General features: G+C 36.9%; 15 protein-coding genes. 10 read left to right on the top strand and 5 right to left on the bottom strand.

Going from position 1 to position 13,821, the window contains the following annotated elements; translation table 11 throughout:
* The first annotated feature begins 2 nt into the window (after window positions 1–2).
* The 3 genes from MHH37_RS07595 to MHH37_RS07605 all read left to right on the top strand — a co-directional run bounded on the left by MHH37_RS07595 (window position 3) and on the right by MHH37_RS07605 (window position 1,162).
* Window positions 3–533 carry a peptide ABC transporter ATPase gene (locus tag MHH37_RS07595; RefSeq protein WP_342575705.1) on the top strand — a complete coding sequence of 177 codons (531 nt, stop codon included), beginning with the start codon at window positions 3–5 and terminating at the stop codon, window positions 531–533.
* 13 nt (window positions 534–546) lie between these two features.
* A complete protein-coding gene (locus MHH37_RS07600) occupies window positions 547–801 on the top strand; it encodes a hypothetical protein (RefSeq protein ID WP_008408462.1) in 255 nt (84 codons plus the stop codon).
* A gap of 103 nt (window positions 802–904) precedes the next feature.
* Window positions 905–1,162 (top strand): hypothetical protein, encoded by a 258-nt coding sequence (locus MHH37_RS07605; protein ID WP_342575708.1) that lies wholly within the window; start codon window positions 905–907, stop codon window positions 1,160–1,162.
* 219 nt (window positions 1,163–1,381) lie between these two features.
* Here MHH37_RS07605 and MHH37_RS07610 read toward each other — a convergent pair whose 3' ends face one another.
* A complete protein-coding gene (locus tag MHH37_RS07610; RefSeq protein WP_008408460.1) occupies window positions 1,382–1,573 on the bottom strand; it encodes a hypothetical protein in 192 nt (63 codons plus the stop codon).
* 157 nt (window positions 1,574–1,730) lie between these two features.
* On the opposite strand from MHH37_RS07610, the gene MHH37_RS07615 reads away from it, so the two are divergent.
* A complete protein-coding gene (locus MHH37_RS07615; protein WP_342575710.1) occupies window positions 1,731–3,947 on the top strand; it encodes a YcdB/YcdC domain-containing protein in 2,217 nt (738 codons plus the stop codon).
* Between the two features lie 231 nt (window positions 3,948–4,178).
* Window positions 4,179–4,607 (top strand): hypothetical protein, encoded by a 429-nt coding sequence (locus MHH37_RS07620; protein ID WP_008408458.1) that lies wholly within the window; start codon window positions 4,179–4,181, stop codon window positions 4,605–4,607.
* 140 nt (window positions 4,608–4,747) lie between these two features.
* Here MHH37_RS07620 and MHH37_RS07625 read toward each other — a convergent pair whose 3' ends face one another.
* Window positions 4,748–6,094, bottom strand: a complete 1,347-nt coding sequence (locus MHH37_RS07625) for an MATE family efflux transporter (protein WP_342575711.1) — start codon at window positions 6,092–6,094, stop codon at window positions 4,748–4,750.
* Between the two features lie 322 nt (window positions 6,095–6,416).
* Between MHH37_RS07625 and MHH37_RS07630 the strand changes: the two genes are divergently transcribed.
* Window positions 6,417–6,992 (top strand): 3D domain-containing protein, encoded by a 576-nt coding sequence (locus MHH37_RS07630; protein WP_342575712.1) that lies wholly within the window; start codon window positions 6,417–6,419, stop codon window positions 6,990–6,992.
* Between the two features lie 263 nt (window positions 6,993–7,255).
* Here the strand turns inward: MHH37_RS07630 and MHH37_RS07635 are convergent, their stop codons facing one another.
* Complete coding sequence (locus tag MHH37_RS07635) at window positions 7,256–7,516, bottom strand: hypothetical protein (RefSeq protein WP_008408455.1); 261 nt, start codon at window positions 7,514–7,516, stop codon at window positions 7,256–7,258.
* Between the two features lie 110 nt (window positions 7,517–7,626).
* Here MHH37_RS07635 and MHH37_RS07640 point away from each other — a divergent pair, with 110 nt between their 5' ends.
* Window positions 7,627–7,959: a redox protein gene (locus tag MHH37_RS07640; protein ID WP_342575714.1), complete on the top strand. Its 333-nt coding sequence runs from the start codon at window positions 7,627–7,629 to the stop codon at window positions 7,957–7,959.
* A 51-nt stretch (window positions 7,960–8,010) separates the two neighbouring features.
* Window positions 8,011–8,220 carry a hypothetical protein gene (locus tag MHH37_RS07645; protein ID WP_008408453.1) on the top strand — a complete coding sequence of 70 codons (210 nt, stop codon included), beginning with the start codon at window positions 8,011–8,013 and terminating at the stop codon, window positions 8,218–8,220.
* A gap of 219 nt (window positions 8,221–8,439) precedes the next feature.
* Here the strand turns inward: MHH37_RS07645 and MHH37_RS07650 are convergent, their stop codons facing one another.
* Window positions 8,440–9,732, bottom strand: a complete 1,293-nt coding sequence (locus tag MHH37_RS07650; RefSeq protein WP_008408448.1) for an MFS transporter — start codon at window positions 9,730–9,732, stop codon at window positions 8,440–8,442.
* A gap of 190 nt (window positions 9,733–9,922) precedes the next feature.
* On the opposite strand from MHH37_RS07650, the gene MHH37_RS07655 reads away from it, so the two are divergent.
* Together MHH37_RS07655 and MHH37_RS07660 are read left to right on the top strand one after the other, a co-directional pair.
* Window positions 9,923–11,173, top strand: coding sequence for a helix-turn-helix transcriptional regulator (locus tag MHH37_RS07655; protein WP_342575717.1), 1,251 nt, complete (start codon window positions 9,923–9,925; stop codon window positions 11,171–11,173).
* A gap of 155 nt (window positions 11,174–11,328) precedes the next feature.
* On the top strand, window positions 11,329–12,303 hold the full coding sequence (locus MHH37_RS07660) for an alpha/beta hydrolase (protein ID WP_342575719.1): 975 nt from the start codon (window positions 11,329–11,331) through the stop codon (window positions 12,301–12,303).
* A 77-nt stretch (window positions 12,304–12,380) separates the two neighbouring features.
* Here MHH37_RS07660 and MHH37_RS07665 read toward each other — a convergent pair whose 3' ends face one another.
* Entirely contained in the window at window positions 12,381–13,757 is a 1,377-nt protein-coding gene (locus MHH37_RS07665; RefSeq protein WP_342575721.1) for a PLP-dependent aminotransferase family protein, read from the bottom strand.
* Window positions 13,758–13,821: the final 64 nt, after the last annotated feature.

Below are 13,821 nucleotides of genomic sequence, written 5' to 3' on the forward strand. Positions count from 1 at the left end.
CAATGCAGACTTATACGTACGAAGTATTAGGAAATTTAAAATCAACGGAACAACAGCCTGTTTACAATGAAGCGGGGGAGCAAATCCTAAAAGTTCAGCGTATTTATGATAACGGTTTGAAAAAACTGCTGGACGGCTATTTCGATCACCGCTATTTTTTGAAATATGCGGTGCTTGGTAATGATGGACAATCATTATTCGAAGTGAAGAAAATCTTCAGACGCGGAAAAGTGTGGTTTGAAGGAAAGGATCTTGTTTTAAACAAAAAATATATCATTAATTATGAGAACTGGCGTATTGGCGTTCCCGAACTGTTTATATCAAGCGATAAATTTAAGATGAAAATTGATAAAGAAATGGAAGACTGGTCCAACTTTATTATAAATGACGAGGTTATCGCAAGGTGGCTTGCTGTTTATAATGAACAATCGGATATGTTTTCGGTTAAGCTGGTAGTATGGGAAGAAGCACCGGTACAGGACCCGGCGTTTTATATCGCCATTGCGCAGGCGACACTATTCATAGGGGTATAGGAGAGTAAAAAAGATGAATGTAGTATTTGTATTAACAGAAACGGCTGAAGAAGTTTTGCAGATGGTCAGTAATGATGTTGCGGGACTGCTAGCTGCTGTAAAAGGCGAAAGCGTTTCATTTCCATTTGGCAACTATCAGTATGACAGCCATACACTTGATCATTATTTACTGGAAAATGGTACATATCAGCAAGAGCTTGTCATTTATTTAAAGCCAGAGCAGAAAAATAATGAAACGATTTTGCCATTACCAAAAATGCAGGATTAACGTAGTTGACTGCATTAATTAGATTCATGTTACTCCTAAATAAAGGAAATTAAATTCACTTGTCGAATGTAATGTTGAATACATATTGGCAGGTGAATTTTTTTTGCGGCAGCTAAATTTATTTGAACTGGAGTTTGAACAGCATCCGCCGAAGTTTCAATTGATGGACACTGTAAAAATAATCTTAATCGATGAACAATTGGATAGTGAAACGTATCATTATCGCAAATTTTATGAAGCCCATATCATCAATAAAGTAGGGGAAATAACAAACATTCATATAAGTCCAGCCGGAGTCGTTACCTATGAAGTGGATATATACGGAGCAAAATATTATTTGCTTGAAGAGGAACTGATTTAAAAATGATATAGGTAAAGGAAAAAGAGGGTGGACATAACCCAAAAATTGATTTCCATTCCGGGGCGCTTTCCGCGGGCGTGGCCTGAGCCTGTAGTCTCAGGCGTCACGCTATTCCCGCAGGAGTCGCCCTCCATTCCAATCAATTTTATAAAATATCCGTTTCTTAATAAGGTTTTTCTCCTTAGTTTATAAAATTTCTACTTCTGTCCCAGCCTCTTTTTATTTATTTTTCCGTTCAAGTTTCATACCGATAATGCGGATGACGATGCCGATTAGGATAAACACCCATCCGATGCCGATAAATACATAATTCAATGTTTGGTTAGTGTTAGGTAGGATGCCAAACAAACCTAAACAAACGACAATAATGCCGGAAAATGATACAAGCATTCCTGCTGTTACAATATTCACGAACTTCACCTCTGAAAGATTCTAACATGACTTACTATTGAACACAATGTATAGTATTTTCCTGGAAAAAAGTAATAATTTTATAAAATGTACAATATATTGAAACTATTGCCAATAATTAGGCGTATAATAGATAGAAACAAAGGAGGAATTGAATATGAAAAAATGGACAACCGCTTTAGGCATGTCGATTGTTTCTTTAGGATTGCTTGCCAGTCCTGCTCTTGCAGAGGCTTCTGTCAATCCGAAAGAAGAAAGGGTACCCATCTATGTTGCGATGACAGATGAAAGTGTAACAAAAGAACAGTTGATTAAAATTTTAAAAACGAAATTACCGGAGATGTTTGCTACATACTCTGATAGTGATTTCCAAATGACTTCTATGAGTTATCATTATGCCGATGATTTGACTACACGTTATGAATTAATGTTCCAGAAAAAGGTCAATAAACAGATGGAAAGCGGCAGTGTTTCATTCAGATCGGACAACCTAGAAATTGAGCATTTATATTTCAGTCCTGCAAGTGTGAAGGATGCTTTATTCCCAGGTAAAATAACAGAAGAACAAGGACGTAAAATTGCAGAAGATTTCGTTAAAAAGGTGGCCTCGTCATCCAATTACGTGATATCGACTGAAACACCTAGTTATTTCAGCCGTCTAATTACTGAGCCGATCACGTATAATTACAGCTTCACTTCAACCGAAAAAAATATTCCAATTCAGGATCAATCAATGATAGTAAGTGTACTTGGCGATGGTAAAATCCAATATTTCACACAAATGAGTCCTGATCAAAAACGCATGTCGTTTGAAGAGACGACAAATGTTGTTACAAAAGAAGCAGCGTTAGAAAAAATGAAAGATCAACTAAATTTAACTTTGCAATACACGGTTGATTATTCCCTAACATCTTCCAAGCCTGCTGTTAAACTTGTTTACTTGCCAGCCCCAAATGTAATTGGTTTACATGCGACTTCTAATAAATGGGCAACTACAACAGGCAAAGTGGATTCGTTAAATGGCAAAGTAGCATTACAACCGCTTGCGCCAAACCAATTAAAAGAACCATCACCAATTACAATTGATGACGCGAAAGAAATTGCAAAACAGTTAGTAGCAAGCCAGGGAAATACAACAAAATTCACAATTGATCATGCCTATGAACATGAAATGAATGATCAAGCCGTAATCAGTGTTTCCTATTCTTACCGCTACCGAAACGGCTCGTTCGGTTCATCAATCGAATTCAATAAAAACACTGGGGAACTTATCTCTTACTCTGACTTCTATAGTCCACTCCCGCTAGAAGATGATGAAACGGAAAATACAGTTCCAAGACTGGATAAAGATAAGGTCCTCGCAGCAGCGGAAAAATATGTGAAGGAGCTTGCTCCAACATCCGTACATGAATATGCGAAGGCACATACAGATCCGGTTTATGATAAGGAATCAAAAGTGCATTATGTGAATTTCCCACGAATTAAAAATGGACTGATTGTAAATGGTGACAGTCTATCGGTAACAATTGATGACGAAGGGAAATTGAAATCATTCTATCGCTATCCATTGGATATTGAGGAATGGCCAGATGCATCAGCAACAGTTTCAGGCGAAGAGGCAAAGAAACTATTTGCAGAAGCACTGGATGTTAAACTTGTTTACCACCGACTGCAAAATGAAGACGGTAAATACGAGCTTGTATATGTCCCGACAGTAAAGGGACAAGAGTACTACCAAATCGATGCCAACAGTGGCGAGATTGTCAGTCCGTATGTACAAACTGAAAAAGCGAAAGTAACTCACCCGACTGCCGAAAAGGAACTGAATTATTTAATTCAGGCTGGTGCAATTGAAGTGAAGGATCCGAAAACTTTCAATGCGGATACGGCCATTTCACAAGGGCAGGCGCTTCAAACTATCATTAAGTCCATCACTTATTTCTATGAGGATTATTATGCATATCGTCCGGAGCAGCCACCAGTTTCATTCGATGAAATCAATCCGGATCATCCGTATTATAATGTAGTGGAAACTGCAACACGTCTAGGCATTTTAAATCCGCTGGAAGATGAATTAAAAATCGACCAAAAAGTAACAAATGAGCAATTAGCCGTTTGGTATATCCGAACACTAGGTCTTGAACAAGCGGCAAAGCATGCGGACATCTATCAGTTAACGATAAAAGATGCGGCTGATGTTGATCCTGAAAAAATCGGATATGTTGCAATTTCGCATGTATTAGGACTTCAAGGTGCGGAACAATCGATGTTCTTACCGAAAAAAGAAGTAACATATGCACAGCTTGCAAAATCTATTATTGAACTTGCATATGAAATAGCAGAAAAACGCAATAGCGGTTCGTATTACTACTAACCTTTATAATGGTTTTAAACTCGTGAAGTTTCTAAAGACTCCACGGGTTTTTTTTATTTTTTTCATAAAATAAGGAATATACGTTCTCTTTTGTGCAATAGTTAGTGGTTTAACTGTACCGACTTGTGATAAAATAATTTAAAGTGCTAAACTGAAAAAAATCGCGATAATTTTTTTGAAACGTTGTAAGATAGTACAAGTAACGAATCAATAATGGAAGTTGGGAAAAAAATGCAAAAAAATAAATACCGAATTCATAGTAATGTTCTGTTTGAAATTGCACAAAGCCGTTCATTCACAGAAAAGGATAATATCGAGGAACGTTTTGATGAAGAGGGAAAAATCAAATTATTAAGTGACCGTGCTGGAGCGGATTTATCACTATCGATTGTAAAAACTGAAGATGGGATCGCTTATTCAGTAAAATGGGATGACTCGGAAGAAGTTTTCAAAGGTTGGAACATGGCTTGGGAAGAATTTATTTGGTGCTTAGGTGTTGTCAACAAACCACTTGAAGAAGCGGCGAAAAAAGCTGCAGAAGAAGCGAAACGTCGTGCAGCTGAAGAAGCATTGCTAGCAGAAGAAAATGCAGAACTTGAAGAAGCTGTAGCAGAAGAAGCATCAACTGAAGAAGCTTCGGCTGAAGAATCATCTAAATAATAATGTGAAACGCCTTCTCAATATAATTGAAGAAGGCGTTTTGATTACGCCATACAATAGTGAGAAGCCGATAATTTAAATGGATTACAAATAAATAAACATCCATCTCCTCACAAGGGGAAATGGATGTTTCAATATATCTATTTATCTGAACTAACAATGGCATAGCGTTCCCATTTCCGACTGCGCCAGCGGAAAATAACGAGCACTGCGCGGATCCATTCATCACATGCAATAGCAAGCCATACACCGATAAGGCCCAAGTCAAGAACGAAGACGAATAAATAACCTAGGGATAAACCGATAACGATCATGGAAATAAAACCAATACGGACAGGATAAGCGGCATCCCCTGAAGCACGCAAAGAGTTAATGATCGTAATGTTAATCGTACGTCCTGTCTCCAGTAAAATACTTAATAATAGTACGCTCGCCCCGATTTGAATAATTTCTTCATTGTCAGTAAAGATGCGCATGAACGGTTCTCTAAAGAGGATGATAATTGCGACCATGGACAATGTAAAAATTAAAGCCGATTTTACACCAAACCATACTTTACTATAGGCAAGTTCTTTCTCGCCTGCTCCGACATACCGGCCGACTAAAATAGCTGTCGCCATCCCGATTGCCATTGCAAAAAGATAAGTAAACATCGAGATATTCACGGCATACTGACGGGCAGATAATGCCTCGGCTCCAATAAATGTTACATAATAGAGAAGGACAATTTGATTGGTCTGGTAGAGCACCTGCTCAAGGGCAGACGGAATTCCGATTTTCAATATTTTTGAAATATAGTTTTTGGACAATCTATAGTAATCTGCCCATTCAATACGAACCTCTAACGCCTGGTATAAAAGCCAGAAAAATACAACTGATGCCAGGACACGACTAACAACAGAAGATATTGCTGCACCTTCCACGCCAAGTTCCGGCATTCCAAATTTACCAAAGATTAAAATATAGTTTAAAACAACGTGTACAATATTCATTGCAAGGGACACGTACATCGTTTGCTTCGTCCAGCCTTGCACACGAATAATTGAAGACATGGAAGTAATTAAAGCCTGAACGAATATAAAGCCTCCAACAATGACCAAATAGCTTTGCGCTGCTTCCAATACAGCACCTTGCAGGTTCATCATCTTCATTAGAACATCGGAAAATAATATAAATAACCCACTAATGACTAAACCGACGAGTAAATTGAGTGTTACCGATAAAGCTGCGATTTGGGATGCTTCAGCAATTAGGCGGGAACCTAAATATTGAGAAACGACAATGGATGCACCCGTACCGATTACCCCTAATAATAAAATTGCAATTTGTATATATTGATTGGCTGTTCCAACGCCTGCTACTGCATCATCCGATACAGCACTTAACATAAATGTATCCGCTAACCCCATCAGCATAAATAGGAACAACTCTAAAAATAATGGCCAAGTTAACTTAAATAAACTCAATTCTTTCGTGCTATTTTCCAATCAGTTCACTCTTTCTATTGTTTAAATCAAAACAAAAAATATATTAGCATAAATTGTTACTGTAGGATAGTTTTTTACTCACCGATCAAAAGAAGGTAAAAAGTCATGCATAAATTGTTAATAAATGGTTCTATTTTATGCGAATAATAAAGTTATTCAGATATTTGTAATATATTCTCGACATATTTCGACTATTTGTTATCGAATTGTAATATTGACGGCATGAAGATGTCATCTCACTGAAACATTGGGAGGTTATGCTAGGTCATGTTGAATCAAAAAGATTTTTCACGACACTTTTTCTGGAGGGAAATATTCAAGTATGATCAAGAAAATAGTAGCATTTATTGCGATTATGGTCGCAAGCACATTTATTTTTGCAGGAACGTCAGAGGCAGCTTCACATACAATTAAAAAAGGCGAGAATTTAACAATGCTTGCGAAGAAATACGATACATCAGTAAAAGAACTTATGGCATTGAATGATTTAAAGACTACAAAAGTACAAATTAAACAAGTCCTTAAATTACCAAGCCATATTAAAAATAAGCCGGCAGCAAAGAAAGCGACAATAAAAAAATCAGCCACACATCCTTCTAATGTAAAAAAGACAATTAAGATGTCATCAACGGCTTACACAGCTAACTGCAAAGGCTGTTCTGGTATTACGAAAACCGGGTTGAATTTACGTAAAAATCCTAGTTTGAAGGTTATTGCCGTAGATCCGAAAATCATTCCACTTGGCTCTAAAGTATGGGTGGAAGGCTATGGAATTGCCGTTGCGGGTGATGTTGGCAGTGCCATTAAAGGAAAGAAAATTGATATTTTTATGAGTAAAAAATCGACAGCTAAAAATTGGGGTCGAAAAACAGTCACGGTTAAACTTTTAAAATCATAAAACAAAGCCTATTGCGATGAAACTTACTTTTCGCAATAGGTTTTTTTTATTTTAAGTTATAATATAAAAAGATTTTGCGGAAGGAATGGATCTGAAATGTTTTTTTATGAGACAACTTGCCGGTATTGCCGGAAGCCATTCAAGTTGATGGAAGGTACAAAAAAATATAATCAATATAAAGTAAACCGACAAGCAAGCATCAGTTGTGATGATTGTGAACCGCGGATCGAAGCAGATTCAAGAAAATATTTGTTTAATCGGGATTAGGGTTTGCCCATCATTTTTCTTATTTGCCGAAGTTCCCGAATTAATTTATCGATTTCATCTTGCATTTGCTTAAAATCAGATTCGCTGCCATAGGAAGCCGAAGCCTGCTGTCCGTTTTGCTCCTCAAGCAGCTTTAATGAAATTCCTGCAGAAATCATAGACAATACATCGCCAATCGTTGTAACAGCAGCACCTGCATAGGCAAGCCTGGCTGCGATTACTTCTAAAGAGGGTGTAGAATCCGAACCATTATTCAATTATATTCCTCCTATTCATAGGCAGATGCCTTTACCATATGTATATACGCCTGAAAAATTTTCATTACAGGATCATTGCGTTAAGAACGAAATAAAAGGAGTTGGTAGTCATGGATGGCAAAAAAGTAGAAATTGAATGCAGAAACTGTCACGAAAGGATGACGATCGATTTTTCTACAGATCATTTTTCTTCGGAAATCCAAATATTTAACGGAAAAAAACAACAGAAAAGGACTTATATTAAGGAATGTCCGCATTGCAAAACAATTAATTCCGTCACGAGTGATAAAAAAGAGGAATGGGGCGGTAGGAAAGGACCAAATATAAAACTTTTTATGTTTTCTGGTTTATTCGGCTGCTTAGGATTTATCGTTATTGGTTTCCTTTTACTTTATTTTGCTTTTAAAGGTTTCGGTTTTTTGGTCGATTGGTTATTTAATTAAGGAAATGATAAATTTTCATGCTATAATAAATAGCTTGTGGAGGTGTAGTTAATGTCAAAGAAATGGACAATCCATTCGATTCGCGAATATGTAGAAAAGAATACAGATACAAAATTAATATCAACAGAATTTAAAGGGTTTTCGCAAAAATTAGATTTCCAATGTGCTTGTGGGAACACATTCCAAAAACCTTGGAAAAAATTCAAAGAAAACAAACAGCAAAAATGTGAAGTGTGCCAGCCACCGAAAGAATCACGCTAATGAAATAAACGGTATACAAATACGTAAAAACGCTGTCTAGCAATAAACTAGTCAGCGTTTTTGACTGTTGCTTCGTTCATTATGAATGCCTAACAATTGTCAGATTTAATTTATCAGTTATAAATGTACAGAAACTTTGAACGTATATCAAACTAATATAGGCTCCTATTTAATAAAAAAGGAGCTAATTCAGAAAATTAGCCATAGTTCTATATTATATTATTCGGTTACAGGTTCTGTTTCTAATTTCGCCTTTTTCAGTTCAGGATGAGCCATTTCCAATATAGAGGGGCGCAATAATAATAGTACAATACCAATTAGGATCAGCCCGCTGACGATTAAAATATATTGGGCTGGAATGAACTCGTATAAAATCCCGAATACAAGTGTTCCGACAGGCATGGCACTCATCGCCATCATTTCGATAATTCCAAAAACCCGCCCCCGGTATTCTTCTTCAATCGAAGTTTGCATCAATACGCCAAGCGGGGTATTTGTAATAACCCCCAATGCTCCAAATAAAAACATAATAATTAAATAATAAATGAAATTCATCAATGCCGAAAATGTTACAATGAGCGGCAGTGACGATAAAATGACAACAATAGAAGAGGCGAACACGGACCGTTTAACTGTCAGTAAAGGAAATTTGACGGTTGCTCTTGATGCGAAATAAATGGATGTAATTAAAATTCCGACTGCACCTCCAGCCTCTGTAAAACCGATGTATTTTGGATCTAAATTCAAAATTGTCAATAAAATATAATCCCCGCCAACATTGATTGCTGTGAAAAATAAGTTTAACCAAAGTGCTGTCCATAAAATCGCTTTAATAATCGGCTTTGTATTGACATAGCGGAAGCCGGCTTTGAAACTTTCGAACATCGATTCTTTTTCAGCATTATCATTTATTGTTTCCTTCTTATATAGTATAAAATTCATTGTTGATTCCAGCATTAATGTCATTACAGCAGCGCAGATAAAGATAATAAGGAACATTTCCATCGATACAAAACCAAATAACATCCCGCCGAAGATCGGTCCGCCAATTCCCGAAATAGAATAGGACAACTGATTAAAGCTCATCGCCTTTTGCAGTCGAGCTTCATCGACCAGATTGGCAATCGATGCGGAAAACGCTACACCGGAAAAAGTACTGAAAATACTATTGAACACCGTTGCAATATAAATCGCCATTAAAGATAATCCGAATTCATGCGTGTAGAGCAATAAGCCGCTTACTGTCAGGATGACCCCGGTTTGCCCACCGAGCACAAGCCATTTCCTTGGGAAACGATCCCCTAAGAGACCTGCAATCGGTGACATGATTGTGCGCGGCAAGTAGCTTAAAATAATATTTGTCGCAAAACTGAGCGAAGAGCCTGTCATCGATAAAATATACATACTGATTCCAAAGCTGTAAACATGTGACCCAAGTGCACCAATCATTTTACTTACTAGAAACGTGTATAAATGATACGTTGCTTTTTTCAATTTCTGTTGTTCATTCATAAACAAACCCCTTTGTTTAATTTAATTAAACTTATTATATGGCGGAGTTTTTTTAATTGCAATATAAAAGTTTAATTTAATTAAAATAATTTCTCTTTTTTATATTAAAATTCTAACCAAATGTTTAATTAGGTTAAAATATTCGCCTTTTATATGATTTTTGGTAAACTGTATGTAATGAGGTGACGACGTGTTAAATATTGGTGCAAAAATAAAAGAACTAAGAAAAGAACGTAAAATGACGCTTGCCCAAGTAGCGGGGGACCGAATAACAAAAGGGATGCTCAGCCTGATTGAAAACGGGAAGGCACAGCCGTCAATGGAGAGCCTTCAGCATATTGCGAAACAGCTCGACATTGATGTGTCCGAGCTCATGCAAACCGAAAATCATCAGCAAATGAAAGAATTATACCGTGATGTTGAAATAAAACGTTTAGCTCTAAATAAAGAGCATGATGATAAAAAAATAAACGAAAAAGTTCTCGAACTGTATCATCTGATTCATCCATTTCATGAAAATGGCAGCCTTAAGGGGGTAACTTTTGAGGAAGTACGCATTTACGAAGTGTATTTGACAATGCGCTACTTTGCGAAAATGGATTTATCGGAAAAGCCATTCGTCAAGCTCGTCAGAATGTATGAACAAGTACATGGCTATTCGAAAATATTGAAGATTTTTGGTCGCATGGGAAACATTAAGTTTCTGGAAAATAATTATGCGGAAGGTCTGCGCTATTTACACGAAGGGGAAAAGTATATCGAAAAATACGGAGATTTGATTGATGATCTTGAAAAACTCGATCTATACTATAATATTACGGTTTCATATGCAGCGCTAAATGATGATGTTCAAATGGAAAAGTATTTGGAAATAGCATTAAAATTAGCAAAAGAGAAAAAAATCGTATATCGGTTAAATGATTTTTACCGCTTTTTATTTTTCATTCACTGTTCGAAAGAAGAAGGGGAAAAAGCTTCTTATTATTTAAAAAAAATCCGGGCATTCGCAGAAATTATGGAAGATCCGAATGAAACGCTCATGGAGCAGCTAGTTACGCTTCTATATACAAATCAAATTGAAAAAGATTATGAAAAAACGGTTGCGACCAGATTTGAAACTAATTTTGCTTTAGAAGGCGTTTCCTACAGCGCGGATATTTTCTTTAATGGGCAATATGGTTATGCCTACTACATGCTTGAACGGTATGAAGAGGCATTGCAAACTTTGAAAGACATCGAAATAGTAGAATACAATCAGCACCCTATTGATTTATCGATGATGTACCGGGCGTTTGCTGTAAGGGCATTATGTTATTTCAAACTAGGGGACAAAGAAAATGCCAAACGTGATATCCTATATGCAATGGATGGTGTGAAAGATTTGAAAGTCACAAAAGAAATCCAGTTCATCATCGATGCGTATGAAGAAATAAAGAAGTAATTGAAGACACGGATAATCCTAGAGATTATCCGTGTTTTTCTGCTATTAAATATATGTTAGATTTACAGAAATTATTTTTGATTAAGTTCTAATCATTTTGTGGGACGAATAGATTGGTAGGGTGAGTTTAATTTTAGTGACATGGAGGAATGAAGATGATTAAACGAGTAAATCCAGAATTTTTAGCCGGTTTAGAATCATTTACGGACTTTGATTTTAAAGTAGAACACTTGGCAGCAATGCGTGAAGGTATGGCACAAGCGGTACTATCTTTAACAAGTACTGAAACAGTGAATATTATCAATAAAACTATTACTGGCATTGATGATAATGAAATTCGCGTTCGTATTTATAAACCAGCCCACCAAGATCAAGAATTACCGGTTTTACTGTGGATTCATGGCGGGGGTTATATATTAGGTTCCATCGAAGACAATGATCATCTTTGTGTACAAGTTGTAGAAACAGCAAACTGTGTCGTTGTTTCCGTTGATTACCGTTTAGCTCCGGAACATCCTTATCCTGCACCGCTTGAAGATTGCTATAGTGCTCTTGCATGGATTGCGGATAATGCAGCAGCACTTCAAATCGATAAGAACCGTATTGGCGTAGCGGGGGCAAGTGCCGGCGGTGGTTTGACAGCGGGTTTAACATTGCTTGCGCGTGACCGTGAGTATCCGTCAATTTGTTTCCAAATGCCGCTTTATCCGATGATTAATGACAGCAACGATACGCCTTCTGCCAACGAAATTACAAAAGGTATGGTGTGGAATCAAACAACGAATGATTTTGGCTGGAAATGCTATTTAGGCGAATTGCACGGACATGATGAAGTACCGATTTATGCTGCACCGGCACGAGCTGAGGATTACCGTAACCTTCCCTATACGTATACATGTGTAGGTCAGCTGGATCCTTTCCGTGACGAAACAATTACGTATGTATCAAAATTGGCACAGGCAGGTGTTGATGTGGAATTCCACTTATATCCTGGCGCATACCATGGTTTTGAATCACTGAATCCTCAGTCAGAACTTGCTCGGAATGTGATTAAAGAATATGTAAATGCAGTTAAAGTAGGCTTTGACCGCGTGAAAGCAAGTGCTGAGCAAGTGGAAGAAGTGAAATAAATTCATTGTTTTTAAATAGACAAGTGCCCGGTTCTAAATTGAACCGGGCATCTTTATTTTGAGAGGTATTAATGAATTTAAAGATAGGATTTAAACGAAAGCACGTTATAATTCCGTTTTTCATACAGATCAATTATATGAGCGGCTAATTGCTGAAGTCCGAGATGGATTTTGTTTTCGTTTACTTGTGAAATACTTAGTCGAATTGCTTTCTGACTATATTCGCTTAAAAACATCCTCGACGCATTATCTACATAAATATGGTTTTTATGCAGCATGTATATTAATTTATCGACATCAATACCGGAAGGCAAGAAGATGGTGAGATAAAAACCAGTTTTAGGCTTTGTAAATTGTACATAGGTAGGTAAATGCAATGAACAAGCTTCTAATAATAAATTCATTTTATTTGAATATAATTTTTTCACCTTTTCTAAATGGTATTGAAACATCCCGTTTTTTAAATAGATTTCCAAAGCCCCCTGTGAAAGTGGCGATGTATAGAAATCCGCGCTGAATTTACTGTGTACAAAGGAAGAAATCATTTTTTCAGGGAGAACCACTGTTGCAATTCGCAGTCCAGGCAAAAATACTTTGGAAAAGCTCTTAACATAAATGACTCTTTCATTAGGTTCATATGCAAACAAAGGATCGGCTTTTAAATCTGTATCAAGTTCTGCCAAGTAATCATCCTCTACGATATATACATCGTATTTTTCTGCAAGAGCAACAATTTTTTTCTTTTCCTCATTAGTGTAATGATGTCCTAATGGGTTGTGGCATCTTGGGATGATGTAAAAGAATTTAATATCATCGGTGCGAAATAACTTCTCCAGTTTTTTAAAATCCATTCCTTCCATTGTCACTTCAATTCCAAATGTTGTAATTTCGTTTACTTGTAAGGCATCAATCATACCAAAGTAAGTGGGCTGCTCAATTAATACATTCTTTTTCCCGTTTGGAAACGGCATGGCAGCAAGAATATGGAGGGCCTGCTGTGATCCGGACGTAATGACCAGTCGATCGGGTTTCGCAAATACTTGTAAATGTTGTAAATACTTCGCAAGCTCCTTACGTAGAGAAAGGAGTCCCTGTTGATCACTATAAGTAAATAATTGTTCTTTATAATGATCGATTGCCTGGTTAATACAATGTTGAAAGTCCTCATAGGGCATAATCCTTTGATCTGGACCGGCCGATAAAAAATCAATAGCAATGTCCTGATGATGAACGGATGTATTATGATTATCCACTACATAATAGCCACTTTTCGGTTTAGCGTAGATAATATGCTGTTTTTCCAACTCAAGTAATGCTTTCGCGACCGTATTTTTGCTGCATTGAAATTGTTCAGCGAGCAGTCGAATTGATGGTAATTTATCTCCTGTTTTTAATTTCTCATCCTGTATTTGTTGTTTGACCCATTCCAAAATGCCAATATATTTAGTTGTCATCCAGTTCTCCTTTGCTATCTGTCCCATGACAGATGGGGAATTCTCTTATTTTAAAAAGAGCGGA

This window comes from Solibacillus sp. FSL K6-1781 (assembly GCF_038630735.1).
GTDB lineage: Bacteria > Bacillota > Bacilli > Bacillales_A > Planococcaceae > Solibacillus > Solibacillus silvestris.